19 protein-coding genes and 1 pseudogene are annotated in these 16,135 nt (G+C 62.8%); 4 read left to right on the forward strand and 16 right to left on the reverse strand.

All coding sequences use genetic code 11. The annotated features are described in order from the left end of the window. From EKD05_RS25900 to EKD05_RS26415, 3 genes are all read left to right on the forward strand, one after another. On the forward strand, positions 1-2,204 hold a 2,204-nt coding region (locus EKD05_RS25900; protein WP_165360822.1), incomplete at its 5' end, for a CHAT domain-containing protein. A 3-nt stretch (positions 2,205-2,207) separates the two neighbouring features. Continuing rightward, complete coding sequence (locus EKD05_RS19200) at positions 2,208-4,187, forward strand: CHAT domain-containing protein (protein WP_129676020.1); 1,980 nt, start codon at positions 2,208-2,210, stop codon at positions 4,185-4,187. Between the two features lie 13 nt (positions 4,188-4,200). Then, the gene (locus EKD05_RS26415; RefSeq protein WP_205703988.1) at positions 4,201-4,374 is read left to right on the forward strand and encodes a hypothetical protein; all 174 of its coding nucleotides are present in this window, start codon (positions 4,201-4,203) and stop codon (positions 4,372-4,374) included. A gap of 57 nt (positions 4,375-4,431) precedes the next feature. On the opposite strand, the gene EKD05_RS19205 is transcribed toward EKD05_RS26415, so the two are convergent. From EKD05_RS19205 to EKD05_RS25915, 13 genes are all read right to left on the reverse strand, one after another. Continuing rightward, complete coding sequence (locus EKD05_RS19205; RefSeq protein WP_129676023.1) at positions 4,432-4,776, reverse strand: helix-turn-helix domain-containing protein; 345 nt, start codon at positions 4,774-4,776, stop codon at positions 4,432-4,434. Next, positions 4,773-5,018, reverse strand: a complete 246-nt coding sequence (locus tag EKD05_RS19210; RefSeq protein WP_129676026.1) for a hypothetical protein — start codon at positions 5,016-5,018, stop codon at positions 4,773-4,775. The genes EKD05_RS19205 and EKD05_RS19210 overlap by 4 nt, the downstream gene beginning before the upstream one ends. A gap of 55 nt (positions 5,019-5,073) precedes the next feature. Further along, the gene (locus EKD05_RS19215) at positions 5,074-5,592 is read right to left on the reverse strand and encodes a PIN domain-containing protein (protein WP_129676029.1); all 519 of its coding nucleotides are present in this window, start codon (positions 5,590-5,592) and stop codon (positions 5,074-5,076) included. After that, positions 5,589-5,900 (reverse strand): UPF0175 family protein, encoded by a 312-nt coding sequence (locus EKD05_RS19220; RefSeq protein ID WP_129676032.1) that lies wholly within the window; start codon positions 5,898-5,900, stop codon positions 5,589-5,591. Before EKD05_RS19220 ends, EKD05_RS19215 begins: the two co-directional genes overlap by 4 nt. Further along, positions 5,900-6,130 (reverse strand): DUF4926 domain-containing protein, encoded by a 231-nt coding sequence (locus tag EKD05_RS19225; RefSeq protein WP_129676035.1) that lies wholly within the window; start codon positions 6,128-6,130, stop codon positions 5,900-5,902. Before EKD05_RS19225 ends, EKD05_RS19220 begins: the two co-directional genes overlap by 1 nt. Further along, positions 6,123-6,473, reverse strand: coding sequence for a DUF6883 domain-containing protein (locus EKD05_RS19230; RefSeq protein ID WP_129676038.1), 351 nt, complete (start codon positions 6,471-6,473; stop codon positions 6,123-6,125). The genes EKD05_RS19225 and EKD05_RS19230 overlap by 8 nt, the downstream gene beginning before the upstream one ends. 267 nt (positions 6,474-6,740) lie before the next feature. Then, complete coding sequence (locus EKD05_RS19235) at positions 6,741-8,510, reverse strand: DUF11 domain-containing protein (protein WP_129676041.1); 1,770 nt, start codon at positions 8,508-8,510, stop codon at positions 6,741-6,743. 438 nt (positions 8,511-8,948) lie between these two features. Further along, entirely contained in the window at positions 8,949-9,764 is an 816-nt protein-coding gene (locus EKD05_RS19240; protein ID WP_129676044.1) for a M23 family metallopeptidase, read from the reverse strand. A 70-nt stretch (positions 9,765-9,834) separates the two neighbouring features. Next, a complete protein-coding gene (locus EKD05_RS25905) occupies positions 9,835-10,062 on the reverse strand; it encodes a hypothetical protein (RefSeq protein ID WP_165360823.1) in 228 nt (75 codons plus the stop codon). Between the two features lie 148 nt (positions 10,063-10,210). Further along, complete coding sequence (locus EKD05_RS19250) at positions 10,211-11,737, reverse strand: hypothetical protein (protein ID WP_129676050.1); 1,527 nt, start codon at positions 11,735-11,737, stop codon at positions 10,211-10,213. A gap of 89 nt (positions 11,738-11,826) precedes the next feature. Beyond that, the gene (locus EKD05_RS19255; RefSeq protein ID WP_370374920.1) at positions 11,827-12,246 is read right to left on the reverse strand and encodes a tyrosine-type recombinase/integrase; all 420 of its coding nucleotides are present in this window, start codon (positions 12,244-12,246) and stop codon (positions 11,827-11,829) included. Next, positions 12,218-12,451 (reverse strand): hypothetical protein, encoded by a 234-nt coding sequence (locus EKD05_RS25910; protein WP_165360824.1) that lies wholly within the window; start codon positions 12,449-12,451, stop codon positions 12,218-12,220. Before EKD05_RS25910 ends, EKD05_RS19255 begins: the two co-directional genes overlap by 29 nt. 88 nt (positions 12,452-12,539) lie before the next feature. Continuing rightward, entirely contained in the window at positions 12,540-12,704 is a 165-nt protein-coding gene (locus EKD05_RS25915) for a phage integrase N-terminal SAM-like domain-containing protein (RefSeq protein ID WP_240695855.1), read from the reverse strand. A 363-nt stretch (positions 12,705-13,067) separates the two neighbouring features. Between EKD05_RS25915 and EKD05_RS19265 the strand changes: the two genes are divergently transcribed. Beyond that, positions 13,068-14,135, forward strand: a complete 1,068-nt coding sequence (locus EKD05_RS19265) for a DUF3800 domain-containing protein (RefSeq protein WP_129676059.1) — start codon at positions 13,068-13,070, stop codon at positions 14,133-14,135. Positions 14,136-14,173: 38 nt separating this feature from the next. Here EKD05_RS19265 and EKD05_RS19270 read toward each other — a convergent pair. From EKD05_RS19270 to EKD05_RS19280, 3 genes and pseudogenes are all read right to left on the reverse strand, one after another. Continuing rightward, positions 14,174-14,662, reverse strand: a pseudogene (locus EKD05_RS19270) (tyrosine-type recombinase/integrase); the annotation flags it as partial. 19 nt (positions 14,663-14,681) lie between these two features. Next, positions 14,682-15,650, reverse strand: coding sequence for an ISAzo13 family transposase (locus EKD05_RS19275; RefSeq protein WP_240695858.1), 969 nt, complete (start codon positions 15,648-15,650; stop codon positions 14,682-14,684). Continuing rightward, positions 15,647-15,985: a hypothetical protein gene (locus EKD05_RS19280; protein ID WP_129676069.1), complete on the reverse strand. Its 339-nt coding sequence runs from the start codon at positions 15,983-15,985 to the stop codon at positions 15,647-15,649. The genes EKD05_RS19275 and EKD05_RS19280 overlap by 4 nt, the downstream gene beginning before the upstream one ends. Positions 15,986-16,135 lie beyond the last annotated feature (150 nt).

A 16,135-nucleotide genomic window follows, 5' to 3' on the forward strand; every position in this document is an offset into this window, starting at 1 on the left:
ACTATTCCCGCATCCGGGGCGAGCGGGCCGAGAACCTCGAACAGGCGATTGCCGCCTATGAGCAGGCGCTCACGGTCTTTCAACCCGAAATGCTCCCAGATGATTGTCGGCGAACTGCGCGAAACTTGGGTCATGTGCGTGCAGAAACAGGAAACTGGAAAGCTGCCGCCGTAGCCTATGATCTGGCGCTCCAGGCTGCGGAGGTGCTCTATAAAGAAGCGGCGTCGCACTTTGGCAAGGAAGCCGAGCTCAGTGCCAACAGCGATCTCTTCCGACGCGCTGCCTACGCGCTCGCTCACACAGCTGAGCCCTCCGCGTACCGGCGCGCAGGAGAAGTCGCCGAGAGCGGGCGCGCCCGTGGCCTCGGCGAGACCCTGGCCCGCGACCGGAGCGACCTGTCAGAAATCGAGCGCGACTACCCGGAAACGTACGAGCGCTACCGCGCTGCCGCCGAGCAGGTGCGCCTGTTCGAGCAGGCCGCCAGGGCGGATGAGCGCCGAACCGGAGAACTGCCACCCGGCATCCGCAGCGAGGACCTGGTCAGGCGCATCGTTGCGGCGCGCGAGCAGCTTGACGCCGCTATCGAAGCGATCCGCGCCCTTCCCGGCTACGATGGCTTCCTGCGTCCACTCACCTACGCCGAGATTGTGGCGACCGCCAGACCCGGGGTGCCGCTGGTGTATCTCATCACCACGCCCCAGGGCAGCCTGGCGCTGATCGTCCCGTTCGGCGCGGATGAGCCGGAGGCGCTGCAGCTCGACGATTTCACGGAGACAGATCTCGACGGCCTGCTGATCAAGCGCGAGAGCAATGAGGTGGTCGGCGGGTACCTGCCGGGCCAGCTTACCGGCGGCGCGGCGCTCACCACGGCGCTGGCTGAGGGGTTGCCACTGCTCGGCGCAGCGCTCGCGGCGCCACTCGCCGCTCGCCTGCGCGAGCTGCACGCGACCGGCGTAACGCTCGTCCCAACCGGCCTGCTGAGCCTGCTGCCGCTCCACGCGGCGACGTATACCGTCGATGGCCAGACCCGCTGCCTGCTCGACGAGTTCGACGTCGCCTATGCGCCCTCGGCGCGGGTGCTGGCAACGGCGCAGCGCGAACAGCAACGGCGTGCCGGTGGTGCGTTGCGTCTGGCGGGCGTCGGCAACCCGTTGCCGTCGCTGGAAACCGGTGCCTGGGCGCAGCGCGAACTCGCGCATGCGCTTCCCGGGATCAACAAGCACGGCGCGGTCGTGCTGCCGCGGCTTGAGGCGGCGGCCCGCCAGGCAGCCCCGAAGACGCGCGAGCAGCTTGAGAACCTGGCGGATCTCTGGCGTGCGAGCCTGCGACGGCTGGAAGAACTGGCCCACCAGCCACCCGAACAGATCGTGAAGGCCGGCCACGACCTGGCACTGGCTGCGGCGCTGTTTGCCGATCTGCCGGACGATGCGGGCAAGCCACTGGCCGCCATCGCTGCGCGTATCCCGCCCAGCCTGACCTATGCGCGTAGCGAGCTGATCAGCATTCTTGACCTGTTGCCGCCGGGTGCGGGTACTCCACTCTACGAACAACAGGCCACCCGCGCGGCGTTCTGGGCCGGACTGCAGGGTGCGACCATCGCGCACCTCGCCTGCCACGGCCGCTTCGGCATCGAGGATACGCTGGAGAGCGCACTGCTGCTGGCCGGCGACACCCGGCTCACCCTGCGCGAACTTGTGACGGGAGATACCACAGCGCTGGCACACGTGCGCCTGGCGGTGCTCTCGGCCTGCCAGACCGCGATCATCGACTTCCGGCGCGTACCGGACGAGAGCATCGGGCTGCCGGGCGGTTTTCTGCAGGCCGGCGTGCCCGCCGTCGTCGGCTCGCTCTGGAGCGTCAATGATCTTAGTACGGCCCTGCTGATGCACCGCTTCTATGAGCTGTACCTGAAGGGTGATACGGGGCTAGGATTAGCGCCGCAAGCACCGGCGCGTGCGCTGCGACTGGCGCAGCAGTGGTTACGTTCGTTGACGAATGAAGCAATGTTTGCCTATTTCGAACGGCACCGGCAGCTGAAAGAGGCGCAGCGGGTGCCCGGAGTCGAACGGATGCCGCTGGATCTGATTGCGGCGGGACGCGACCGCGCTGAGGAAGGGATACTCCTCGAGAGTCCGGCACACCAGCCGTACGCTGATCCGATCTATTGGGCGGCGTTTGCCGTCCATGGCGCATTGGAGGTGTAAGTCATGGCAGGCGAAGACACCATTGCGGCCCTCCTGGTTATCTGGGATGAAGGCCCGTCCAGTGCACGCTGGGAGGAACTGCTGCCGACCTTGCTCCAATTGGTCGATCAGTTCCAGCAGAGCGCCGATGACGACACTCGGGCCACGACGGCGATGCGGATCACCGATCTCCTGCGTACGGCAGATCCAGAACTGCATCGAAGGCTGCTCCAGACCCGCAAGGCGCTACGTGACGGCCAGGCGAGTAGTCGGCATGGTACCCGCGGCGTTCCACCGGCGTCGGAGATAACGGCTACCTGGAGCGAAATCCGTGCGCAGGAGGTGGCGACTCATGGCGACCAAATCACGGTCGGCAACCTGACGAATGCAACCGGCGTGGCAGTCGGTCCAAACGCGCAGGCAAACGTTCATCAACACTACCACGAGCCGCGCTACACCCGTTACACCGACATCTCTTGCCCACGGCGCGTCTGGGTCGAGGAGCGGGTCACGCTCACGGTGGCGCTTACCATGCAGCAGCGCGCCGAAAGCGTGGTCAAGCAAGCCGTCGCGGTTCACGAAGGCAAGGTGAAGGTACGGCTGACCGCCCCTGGCTTCGAGTTCCTGAGCTCGCCTGAACAGACCATCCTGATCGAAGCCGACGAAGATAGTCCACCGGTGGTTTTTCACCTCCAGCCGCGCAAGGTCGGTCGTCACGAGATTTACATTGAGTTCTGGCAGCGTGGCAACCGCATTGCGACGGCGCCGGTGCCGATTGAAGTACTGGCCGTTCAGCCCGTCTTCGAGCCGGCGCTGATCCCACCGGTTGTGCTCAATCCCTGGATGGCCGGGGTGCGAGCGCCTGATCTCACGCTGACGGTGGCTCGTGACCCCGCGGGTCGTATGCAGTTCACTCTCGCCGGCGATGGCGTGGTGTTGTTCTCCACTGAACACACGCTCACGTTCGAGCCGCGCACGTTCATCGAGCAGCTGTACGCTGAGCTTGGCCTGCTCCAACGGGGCCATGACAGCACCGGCCGGCGGCGGTCGGGGCGGCGCTTGCTCGATGCTGAACAGGTTGAGCGCCGCATACGGACTCTTGGCCACCTGCTGTGGGATCGCCTTATTCCCGCCGATCTCAAGCTATTCTATGGGCATGAACGCGCGCGCTGGCGCGTGGCGAACGAAGCTGATCGGCGCTGGAGCCTGCTGGTCTATTCGAACGAGGCGGACATCCCCTGGGAGTTGATGCGGCCGTATGATGAGGGTACAGACCGCTGGGAAGAGGATTTCTGGTGCCGCACCTTCTACTTCGCACGCTGGCTCTTGCGACGTCCGGATGTCCTGAAGTGTTTTGCGCCACTGCCTCAGATCCGAATGGGTGCGCTGGCCGCGATCGCTCCAACCTGCTTTCCTGAGTTGCAGTCTGCGCCCGCCGAGCATGCGCTGCTGCGCGACCTGATCGCGCGCCATCATCTGGCAGACCGTAGCCCCCTACGCGCTACCGAGCCAGCCTTGATTGCCCTGTTGGAACAGGGAGGCTTTGATTGGATGCATGTGATTACCCACGGCGATTTCTTTGCGGAGTCGGCACTCCATAGCAGCGCGATTGGCCTGGAAGACCAGCAATGGCTAGCGAGCAGTGCGATTACCGGGCCACGAATTCGCGGCATGCTGAGTGACCAGCGACCATCGTTCGTGCTCAACGCTTGCCATGTCGGTCGCGAGGCTCCGTCCATCAGCGGTGCTGCCGGATGGGCAACGCAATTGATTGGCTCGGGGGCCGGGATGCTGGTTGCACCGCTCTGGTCGGTCAACGACGAACGCGCCACACAATTCAGCCAGATCTTTTACGACGCACTGCTCCACCCTGAACAACCGGCCAGCGTTGCTGAGGCGATCTGGCGTGCGCGCGAGGCGATCCGTCAGGATGATGATCCAACCTGGCTGGCGTATAGTCTTTTCGCACATCCGAATGCAACTGTTTCTATACAGCCCCAGTAATACACGAAATCGAGTGAGTACACTTGTCTCATGGCCCACACCCCGCCCACGGCAGCCAGCCGAACAGGAAGCACCAGAGCCACGCGAGCCAGTCGAGGATGGCCGGGCCGCCGAGGGCGCCGGGCACCTCGTTGGCGCGGTCGTCGTTGCCGGGGCTTCACGGTGGAACGTAGAGCATAGAACGTAGACCGCAGAACGCGATCTGGCTGATCGATGTTCATTCTGCGTGCTGCGCTGCCAGCAGTTACTTCCCTGCATCATTCTCAACCAACGTCTCTAGTAACGCCTGCGCGGTCGGGACAAGATCCGGTCGAGTGCGGAGTGTGTGGACAATCGCAGTGAGGGGCGGATCCAGGCGCTCGCGATGGGCCTCTGGCAGGAGCTGGCTGCCGGGAATGCCAGGCGTGTCGGCGAGCGTGAGCACAGTGGCGACGTTGAGATCTCGGATGCCCTGCTCCCAGCGGGTCACGGTTGCGCGCGCGACCTGGAGCGCCGCGGCGAGGTCGCGCTGCTTGGCGAGCGCCTCAAGCCGCTGCTCATGCAGGAGGGCACCTACAGCCACATCGTAAGGATGGACCGCCTCGCTCATGGCAGGCGCTCCTGGCGCGGCGGGAGTGCGGAGTCATCTCCAGGCAGCAGCTCAGCAGCGCGCTGTTCCAGCCACGCGACCGCCTCGTCAACCTTCCGTGCCGGCAGCGCACCATAGCGGGGTGTCGGTAGCGCCAGCGTGAACTCAGCGAAGAGCTTGCCGACAAGGTGGTTCCCGTACGGAACCTCCACCTGGCTTTTTCCGCGTTCAGAGGTTCCATAGCGGAACCCAACACCAAGCATCCATAGGCAGCTGCGCTCAGGCCAGAACCAGTTCCTGAATCATTGCGTGCGCCTTTTACCGCCGCCGGCGCTGGGAAGCGAAAATGGCTTCACGCTGCGCATCGCTCAGCGTGAGCCGTTCGACCTGCTCCATCCGCGTGATGATCTGCTTGACGTCGGCGCGTGTGGTGATCTGCCGCGTCCAGAAGAGGCGCAGGATCGCGGGCAGATCAACCACATCGATCCCATTGGTCTGGCAATAGCGCACCGCTCGCCGATCATTGCTGAGCAAGGGAAACCGGCGCCGCTGACAGAGCGCGATCGCCTCACACTCACCGGCATTGAGCCTGCGCGGGAGCGTAGCGGCCAGAGTGCGCTCGTCGTCAATCAACGTCAGCACCGGAATATCATCGGCAGCAATAGCGTCGATCACGGAAGCGAGATAGGTTCGGCCACGGTCAATGGCGGCCTGAAGCTCATCACGCACCGCCGGTGGGATACTCACCGTGGAGCGGGCAAACAGGCGCTGGAGCGCTTCAACGGCATCTGCAGCAGCAAGCGAACTGAGGATGTTGGTGTCGCTGACGACCGTCACATCAGGCCCTGCTGCTCCAAGCGCTCAGCCAGATCATCGATCTCGTCGGCTGAGCGAGTCTCGCCTGGGCGCTGCATCTCGCCGTGGGCCTGGAGTGCGTCCAGCAGATCCCAACGGGTGACGCCAGCCAGTTCAGCGGCACGACCGAGGCTACAGGCATCGGCGAGATACCATTCAACCGCCTCATTGAGCGTCGCGTGGTCTGGCAGGGTTGTCGCCAAATGTTCCTGCAGATGCAGCGCCAACCAGCGCTGCGCTGCTGGAGTGAGCTGGTGTGCCAGATCAAGCACCTGCTCAGGCGTGAGCATCACGCCGCCGCCAATGCACGTGCGTGGGCGATCTCATTGGTACGGATCGGGCGAATCTGCGCGGCAGGCACGGTGATCACCGCAACAGTCTCACCGCGCAGGGTCAGAAACTCGACGGTGTAGCCCTGTCCCGCCTGATGTACCAGCACGACTGTACCGATGTCGCCGGACTGGAGCCCATGCTCCGGGAGACTCGTCGTCAACACCACATTGGCCAGTTCCTCAATCATTGCGGGCTCCTTTCAGCGGATAGGCCGTCGCAAGCACGGGAACGTGCTCACCGGTCGCGATGAACCAGACCACCCGAACCATAGGGGCACGACCGTCAGGGGCCGGGAGTGCCCCTTCTACCACATAATTCGTACCAAAGACCGTTGTCTCGCTCGCCACGACGTCGTGATCTGCGGCGTGACGCTTCAATGCCGTCGCCAGGGTAGGCCAATTATCTAGGGTAAAGCCAAAGCGCAGAAAGAAGATGGCTTTGCTGCGCCCATCACGATGCGTAAGCGCGAGCAGATAGGCCGTCATTTTACGTTCGGGAACGATCGCGTGTTCGTACGCTGGCAGTTTCATTGATCCTATTGTAGCATAACGACCGGTTTCGTTCACGCTGGTGATTGCGACCCTAGGGCTACGCTGAAAATGGAGGAACCACGTTCCCCCACGCCCCCGTTTTCCTTCGTGGTGGTGCGCCAGCAGGCGCATCGCGTGCTGATGCAAAGTCAGCCTGATTGTCCGCAGATGACGCAGATGACGCAGATGCGGACGCTATAATCTGCGTCATCTGCGTCATCTGCGGACACTATCGAACCCTACCGGGACTTTGCATCAGCCGTGTCGCTACCCCCCACACCCCGCCCACGGCAGCCAGCCAAACAACGTACACCAGAGCCACGTGAGCCAGTCGAGGATCGCTGGGCCACCGAGGGCGCCCTCGACCGCGTTGGCGCGATCGTCGTTGCCAGGGCTCCACCATGTGCCGTCGGGTTGCGCGGGGTTGGCCGGATCAAGCAGCGTGGCGGCGGGGTGACCTGGCGGCGGCAATTGCAGCACGGCCTCGCTGAGCGTTGGGTCGCCGGGGCCGGTGACGACCGGGATAGGCGTGCCGTTTTGGAACGCCAGCGTGTCCGGGTTGGCCTGGGGCAAGAACTGGAGCGGGTCGACCCAGGTCGTTTGGCAGCGCCCGGCGCCCGGCGGCGGTTGGCCCTCGGGGACGCCAGGCGCCTGCAGCGGCCAGCGACACATGTCGGTCGTGACACCAATGGCAAGGCCGAGGTGCAGGTGGACGCCAGCCGGCCCGGGCGGGACGAGCCGCCCGGTCGGGCCGAGCCAGCCGACGGTGCCGATGAAGTGGCGGAGCCGGGTGCCGGTGACCTGATCCTGGCTCGGTGGCAGTACCGGTGGCCCGCAGCCGCGACTGTAGCTGACACCCGGCGCGTTGCCCCAGATCGGCGGGTCGGGCACGCACGCACCTGGGGGCAGATCCGGGGGTTCGCCGTCGCCCGGCGGCAGTGAGCCCGTCGCGCAGCCCACGGCGGCCCAGTTGATCTCGGAGAAGGCGGCGGTCAACACGTCGATCGGCCAGACCTGCGCCATCGCACTCGGCCAGCTGATCCCATCCGGGCGATACTCGTAGTGCCACCACTCAAGCACGCTGCCCTGCGCGGGAATACGGTTCCAGCCGTGAGCCTCGAAGATCGCGGTGAGATCCACCGAGCCGACGAACACGCGGAACATGGCACCTTCGCGCTGCAAGGTGAACGGCCCGCCGAGATTGAGGTCAATCGCCCGCCCGGTCTTGTGCCAGGAGCGGTGCGCCACGCCGGGTTTGTTGGTGGTGAAGCCGGGGGCGCGCAGCACGTCGGCCAGCACCGCGAGCACATCCTGGCCGGTGCGGGCGATCACCTCCTGGCGCACCTGCGCGAAGCTGGCCGCCGCGAGCGCATTCAGCCGCGGGTCGGGCGCACGCACGCCGGGCAGCCGCACGAGCGGTTGCGGGGTGCAGTCGAGGCCAGGTGGGGGTGGAGGTGGGGGGCCACTGGTCGCGGTGGCGCTCGGCACCAGCGTCGGCAGCGGCGTCCAGGTCGGCAGCGGCGTCCAGGTCGGCAGCGGCGACGGCGTCAGCGTGGGGAGTGGCGTCGCTGGCGGCCCACTGATGCGCACGCTGGTCATCCCTGATGACACCGTGGTCGTGCCGCTGGTGGCACTGGCCTGGTTGCGGATGAGGGTGCCGTCCGGCGTCCCAGGTCGTGCATAGACCTGCAGGGTCACCGTGCCGGACGCCCCCTCGCCCGCAGGCAGCACACAGACCAGCGGCAGGCCAGGCTCACAGCGCATGCCCGGCGAGGGGGTGGCCGAAACGAGCACCAGCGCCGGGTCGAGCGCGTCGCGCACCGTCACGGCCTCCGTGTCATCGCGAACGACGGCGATGGTATAGCTGTAGGTCTGCCCGGGCCGAGCCTCGCTGACCGAGGCGATCTTGAAGACGGCGAAGGTCGCCTGGCTGACCGGCGCCGCCTGCACCGTCGCCCTCCCGACCGTGGCGAGCAGCAGCGCGAGACCTCCACAGACGTGCAACCACCAACCGAACCGTGCGCGCACAACGGTCATAGTTCTCCTTTCCATATCCATCCCCACCCCACCGCTTCATCGGCGGACAGACCATGTGCTTCTGAAACCACGGCGAGGCCCTTGGGCTGCCCTGCATGGGCCTTCCCCCTCAATCAAACCTGCCCGGTGTGCGCCGAGACACCGCTCCGTGACCCTCAGGATCGCGGCGGCGCACACCGGGCAGGTTTCCCGCACCGCCACCGGAATGCGGTACGACGCAGCCGCTCGCCACTCAGCCGCCTTCCCGGGCATCGGGGCGGTTTGACGCCATCTGGTGCAACCCTTTGACATCCTCCCCCCCCGTGTTGCGCGAGCAAGGCAACAGCCCTCCCGTTTTTTGCGTTCTTTTGCGTTCTTGTGCGGCAACAAACACCTCTACGATCCACCCTTCACCCCCGCATCCGGAGGGACGCAGGACAAGAAGCCATGCTCGTTACGCTACGGCCTGGCAACCGGTGTGCCCACCGGCTGCGGGGTCGGCGTCGGGGTCGGCGTGGGTGGGGGCGGCCATTGTCCGCGGAAGGTGATCGCCGCATTGGCCGACGTTTCCCCTGGCACGATCTGCTGATCAAAGGTCACCTCGACCGGCCCATCAGGTGTCACGCCCCCCGGCCAATTGACGCTGGCACGACAGACCCCCGGCGTTGCGGCGACAAAGCGTCGTGTCGCTCCGTCCATCCCCAGCGCGACCACCCGCCCCGGACAGGTCACCGTCACCGTGCCCACGGCTTCATCGCGATACGCCGGACAATCTACCGTCTGCGTGCAGGTTTGCGTGCGCACCCAGACCAGGTAGGGCTGCAGGTGGCCGTAGCGGATGACCACCGTGCCCGCTTCCTCCGGATGCTGCAGCCGCATCTCAACGATCACGCCAGCCCCCGCATCCTGCGGCGCGGCGGCTCCGAGCAGATCCCAGCCGACCGCGATCACCTCGAGGTCGCCCATCGGCGGCACCGGACAGCCATCGCAGAACATCGGCCCAGCCAGGTCAAGACCCTCGTGCAACTCCCAGGTTCCCGGGTTATCGGGATTGGGCCGCCAGCCAAAGGGACTGCTGATCGTCCAGCCGGTCGCCACATAGTCGGTCTGCCCAGCGACGACCTGGGTGGGCGCGGCCACCGGCCAAACGAGCGTGCTCTTGTTCAGGAGGGCGGCGGCGATGATCACCGGGAGCAGCAGCAGCCCAAGGAGCACCGGCACGACGATCTTCAGCACGCGGATGAGCAGCGGGGTCAGGGCAATGATCATCGGCATAGGAGTTGTCGGTATCCTGTGGTAGACGCGGGAACCTCTCTTCGCCTCTCGCGCAGGCGCTCAGATCGCATCACGCAGCACGCCCAAGCGCATCGGCAAGCAGTGCATCGTGCTCGTCACGCAGCACGAACCTGAATCGGGTGTACTGCCAGCGCGCAGTGAAACGCCATGCGCAGCAATCGGCAATCGGCAATCGGCAATCGGCAATCGGCAATCGGCAATCGACAATCGGCAATCGACAATCGACAATCGGCAATCGACAATCGACAATCGGCAATCGGCAATCGACAATCGGCAACGGTCTTGCTCCTGGTTCCGCGCTCGTCACGGAGCACGGGCCTGATCCCACCTCGCATGCGGCCAATCCGCATCGGGCGTACTGCCAGCGCGCATTGAAACGCCATGCGCGACAATCCAAAATCTGCAATCGGCAATCGGCAATCGTCTTACTCCTGGTTCCGCCCGCTCGGCCCGGAAGGTGGCGGCAACGCGGCGCGGGTCGTGCTCGCCCCGAACGACGGCCCATCCCATTCCGGGCGGGCCCCGCTCGCGGAGCCTGCGGATGCGCCGCGCACCTCAACGGCGACGGTCGCAGCGCCGGGACTGCTACTCGCACCCGCGCCAGCGGCGGCACCAGCCGCACCGGCCGCACCGGCCGCGCCACCGGCCATGACTGTCGCGAAGGTCGCGCGCTCGGCCAGACGCAGCATCGTCCGTGCTCCGGTGACCGCCTCCTGCGCCGCGAAGCCGAGCAACTTCGGGGCCTTGAAGACCAGCGCCATCGCGAAGATCGCCAGGATCGGCCCCAGGATCGGGTTGGTATCGACGCCAAAGCCACTCATCAAAGCACGGGCAAAGCCGAGCGTCGCGCCCCAAATCAATGGCGTCGCCAGCAACTCAACGAAGCGAAAGAACCAGACCCGCGCGTAGTTCCAGCCGCCGCCCGTCGCAATGGCCAGACCCGCGAGCGGGCTCACGATCAGCATCAGATTGACCATCACGATCCGGGCGATCGCATGGAGGGCCAGCAGCGCGAGGATGGCCCAGTACGCAATGGTCACCAGCGCAATCGCCAGACTGGCACCCTGAATGGCCCCCAAATTGCTCCAATAGGTGGTCGCCGGGTCAAGCGGAATCCAGTTGGCCAGCCCGCCACCGAAGGCATTCTGCAGCACTGCTTGTGTGATGACATTGGCGGCCCGCACAAACAGCGCGCAAAACCACCAGGCCCCCTGAATGCCAGCGACGCCGCCGATGAAGGTGATCAGCAGGTCGGTCAGGCCACTGCGGAAGCTGGTGCCGGTGAGCACAAAGACCGCCCGGTAGGTGCAAACGATCACCAGAATCGAAAGCGCCGCCTGACGGATGACGTTGTGCATCGCCTGCGGACTGCCCAGGCCCGACGCCCCCGGCCAATTGATCGTCAGCGCTTCGGGCGTGGTGAAGAGCAGATTGAACGCCGTATCCGACGTGCTGTTTATTTGGCCGTTGAGCTCCACCACCTGCCCATTCCCGAAACGACCCAGCACCTCAAAGACCGAGGCAAGCGAATAGATGATCCCCGTCGTGGCCCCCAGCACCGAGTCAAGCAACCACTTGCCCGGATTGAGACTGAGGCTCATCCAGGCCAACGGATTATTGGGATTGGTCGCGAGCGGCGGCTGTTGCCACGGTGCCAGCGTCGCCCCGCTCGGCGCGGGTTCCCTGGTCACCGCGAACAACGGCGGGGCCAGTTCCTGGTACCCCAAGGGCAGCGCGGCGGCTCCCGTAGTTTCCTGGCCCACTTCCTCGCCCGCCGCACCGCCGCCTACGGGCCGCTGATACGCCGGATCAGCGAACGGCGACTCCGCGTGCGCCGACGGCACCGCCAGAAACAGCATCAGCACCAGGCTGATCAAAAGGCTCACGAAGATGACGGCCCACCGCCAATGATCAGCACACCAGCAACGAGCGGGACGAACCACCACCTGCATACCCACCTCCTGCGCACACGAAACAACCCTGGCTGCACGATAGCAGCCAGGGCAGGCAGGGGCATCGGTGAGGATGGATGAAATGGCAGTCAGCGCTCGTCGTCGAGCGGGCTACGCACCCCACGCCCGCCACGGTTGAGCACGTGGGTATAACTCATGGTTGTTTTCACATCCTTGTGGCCGAGGAGTTCCTGGATCGTCCGGATATCATACCCATCCTCCAGCAGATGGGTCGCAAAGCTATGGCGGAAGGTGTGGCAGCCTGCGTGTTTGGCAATTCCCGCCGCACGGATGGCGGCATGGACCGAGCACTGGAGACTGCTCTCGTGGAGACGATAGCGACGGGATTCACCGGTTGCGGGGTCAATCACATCACGGCTCGCCGGAAAGACAACCTGCCAGGCCCATTCCCGATTGGCATGGGGATACGTGCGCTCCAGGGCAGAGGGAAGGGCAACTGCACCGGAGCCGCGTGCCAGGTCATTCGCATGCGCCTGGGCACGAAGCACCAGATGGGCCTGGAGGCGGGTTACTCAGCGCCAGCGGCACCATGGTCACGCGGTCTTGTTCGCCTTTGCCATCATGGGCAGTCAGTTGGCGACGTGCGACATCAAGATCCTTGACCCGCAAACGGAGACCTTCGAGCAGACGCACGCCACTCCCGTAGCGCACCTGGGCCATACGCAGATGCGGGCCGTGCATGTGGGCGAGCACCGCCTGTACTTCTGCACACGTGAACACTGCTGGCAAGTGTCGAGGTGTGCGGGCCGTCAATACGCTCACCGGCACGTCGACGGAGATCTCAAGAATAGAGCGATACAGGAACAGAAATGGCGCTCCGGGCCTGATTCTGGGTTGCTGCAGCCACGCGCTGCTCGGTGGCGACATGGATGAGCAAAGCCTCGATTTCTGGGCGGCCCATCTCGCGGGGATGGCGCTTCTGGTGGAACAGGATAGAACGACGCATCCAATCGATAGAACGCTGCTCGGTGCGGTAGGCATCGTGGCGTGCACAACGGCACAGCAACCAGGAGTACCATCATTTCGTAGATACGGTGCTCTTTGTATACCGTACGAGAGCGTGTTAGGATATGCGCAGCAGCATACAGCCATGTCCCCAACCAGGAAATATTCGACTGCACCAATGCATGCCAAACAGCCTGTATACATGAGATAGGCTGCATAGACGCTGTTATGAATAAAGCGCTTAGACTGCGGGAATGCGATCCATTTCGTAGTTGGGCCGCCCTCAACCCGAAAAGCCATGCTACCGCAGTTGTGCTATAATTGGCCTAGATTGATTACGCCTAATAGTTCAGGAGGTCGTTGAATGGCAACTATTTATCTAGACGAGTCTGGTTATACAGGTCAAGATCTTATGAACCAAGATCAATTATTCTTTGTACTTGCCTCTCTTTTGATAAATGAAGATGAATCAATTGCCTTAAAGCGAGATTTCTTTTCTAAAGTGAAAGCAAAAGAATTAAAGCACTCGTCACTTGTAGGATCGGAATCTCAACAAAAACTAGTGTATCATTTTTTAGAGTATATCAGAGAGCACACAAGTATTTTAAAAGTCGGGGTAATTAACAAAAAGTATGCCCTAGTTTGTCAAATTGTTGATTTCCTTGTAGAACCTGCCGCAAGAAAATACGGTGTTGAATTATACGACAAAGGTGGTAATATTGCGACGGCAAATATTCTCTTTAACGCATTACCTGTTGTAACAAGTGACACGTTTTTTAGAGAGTTACTATTTCTGTTTCAGCAAATGATGAGATCGCGAACACAAGAAAACTACAACAAGTTCTTCAGGTTAGCCTTTCAAAGGCATGAAGTATCTACAGGGAACGAGTTAATGGCTTTTATACAGGGGGCACACAATGAGATAGGGCCAAGTATATTAGAAAGCCCACCGGATAATGCATTGGATATAGCTGTTACTTTGGCTTTGTTAATTATGGGTACATGGAGAAAAGAGATTAGAGATGAAATTACCCTTGTACATGATGCCTCGTCAAATATGGCTAAACAGAAATATATTTGGGATGCAATAACTAGCCCTAATGTGCCAGAAAAAGTTGTAGGTTGGGATCGTCGTACAATGTCTTTTCCTATTCGCTTAGAGAAAACGATATTGGAAAAATCAGAAAACAGCGCAAGCCTTCAATTGGCAGATGTAATTGCAGGAGCTTTCGCTAGATCTGCTAAGTGGTATTTTGACAAACAAGATCCCTTAGATGATTATGGTAAAACTATAACCAGATTGATTGGTGAAATTCCAATTCTATCGATGCTTCCAGGAACAGGTACAACACCATCAGAGCTTGGGACTACTGGATCAAATTATGAAAATCCACACATTTTTATTGGTAAAATTATTCGCAGTATCAAGTAACTGCAGCCCAACATGGCCTGCAATTGACGCCGCTGGCGTTACATTGAGTTGGCCAATTCGGTTCCACGGGCATCGGTTCCACGACTGGTGATCTGCTCCATCGCGGCACGGTATTGCCGTTCCAGGGTGCTATCGGCCAGGCGGGCAGAGACCAGGGTCGTAGCGAGGCGGACGTGGCCCATCAACGCGCGCACGCCGGTGAGGCTCATGCCGTGATTGAGCAACTGGGTCGCGTAGGTGTGGCGCAGGCGATGCGGCGACACCCCGGTCACGCCGGCGGCCTGGCCCAGCGCCCGGATGCGCGCCCAGACGGCGGCATCGCCGAGCGGGCGTCCGGCCCGGCTCAGCACCAGATCCGCGCTCGCATGCGGCACCGTCGGCAGATCACGCGTCAGGGCGCTGACCGCTGGGGCACTCAGGGAGACCACGCGGTCGCGACGGCCCGTGCCCTCGCGCACCCGCACCCGGCGCGCCTCCAGATCCAGATCCTGCACCTCCAGGTCGAGCGCTTCGCCGAGCCGCAACCCGGCGTGGCATACTAAGGGTTCATAAAGAAATTACTTCCCTCACCCCCTCAGAGGGTGGCTTGGGGCGCGGACGGATCGTGTCGTTCCATTGGGGGCAGGTTGTATGCGACTCGATGTTCAACGTGGCCATTTCTGCCGTCGTTACCCGGACCCCGGTGGCGTAGATGGTCGTCACCAGATGGGCGCGCACGGCCAAGCCGGTCTGGGTTGTGGTGGTGGCGATGGAGTGCGCGATCAGCGCAAAGGAGCGGAGTGGACACCCCGCCCAGGTCTTGCTGATTTCGCTGAACAGCCGATGTTCGATCGGGTTCCACTTCGACGCGCCGGTGGGGTAGTGGCAGACCGTGACGGTCAATCCCAGGCCGTCCGCCACCTGCCGCTGGAGTTGGTGCTTCCAGACGCGGGAGCGCGCCCCATTACTGCCGCCACTATCGGCTTCAATCAGCAGATGCGTCGCTTGCGGATACCGTTCTCGCAGTTCGGTGCGACACCAGTGGGCCAGATTATCTACCGCAAAGGTCGGGGTATCCGCCGAACAGCCGATGTACATCGTCCCGCAATTCGCGCTCAGGTCATACATCCCATAGGGTACGGCCCGCCCGAGTGCATCCTGCGGGAAGTCATGGGCATCAACCTCCTCTGGGGTTTGGCACCAGATCTGCCCGGCGTTCTTGAAATTGCCCACCAACTCCTTCTTTTTCGTATCCACGCTGATCACGGGGTATCCCTGGGCCTGATGGGCGGCCCGTTGGCTACGGATGGAGGCGAACTGCTGGTCACGCTCGGGATGGGACGTGCCAGTCGCGCACTTGAGATTGGCACGCAAACGATAGTCATGAGCGCGCAAGATGCGACTTATCACTGGCTGGCTCACGCGATGTCCGCGTTGTGCCAGGGTCTGGCGGATGTCCACCAACCGACAGTTCAGCCATTTCTGCGAACCCATCGGGTCACCGGCAGTGTGTGGCGCAACCAGGGCCAGAATCATGGCCTCCAATTCCGGATCTTTTTTTCAGCGGTCGGTGCGCCAGCCCCCACGCGGCGCTGGCGACCGGTAGGCAGATCCGGTAGCCCTGTTTCGACTTCTCGCCGTCCCCGACGGATCGTTTTTGGATCGAGGCCCGTGATGCGAGCCAGTTGCCGCACGCCCGGACTCTCCGGGGCCGCGGCGAGCGTCCCGACATACCAGCGGCGCTGCGGCTCGGTTAAGCGACTGAGCAGCAGATTGATCCGCTCATGGTGCTGCTGGATGACGGGATCGCTGCCCGCTTGGCACACACCACACTCGCAGAGGTGCACCCGCGCTGGATCTGGTGGAAACATCGAAAACCTCATGTTCGACGACGACTGGCCCACAGTTTACCACGAGGTGAGGGAAGTTATTCTTTTATGAACCCTAAGAAGCTGTCTGAAAAGGGTCATGGGGCCAGTCGGCGGAGCATCAGGCGGGTCATGGCAAGGTAGATCATCGCC

It is taken from the genome of Candidatus Chloroploca sp. Khr17, from assembly GCF_004138165.1.
Taxonomy (GTDB): domain Bacteria; phylum Chloroflexota; class Chloroflexia; order Chloroflexales; family Chloroflexaceae; genus Chloroploca.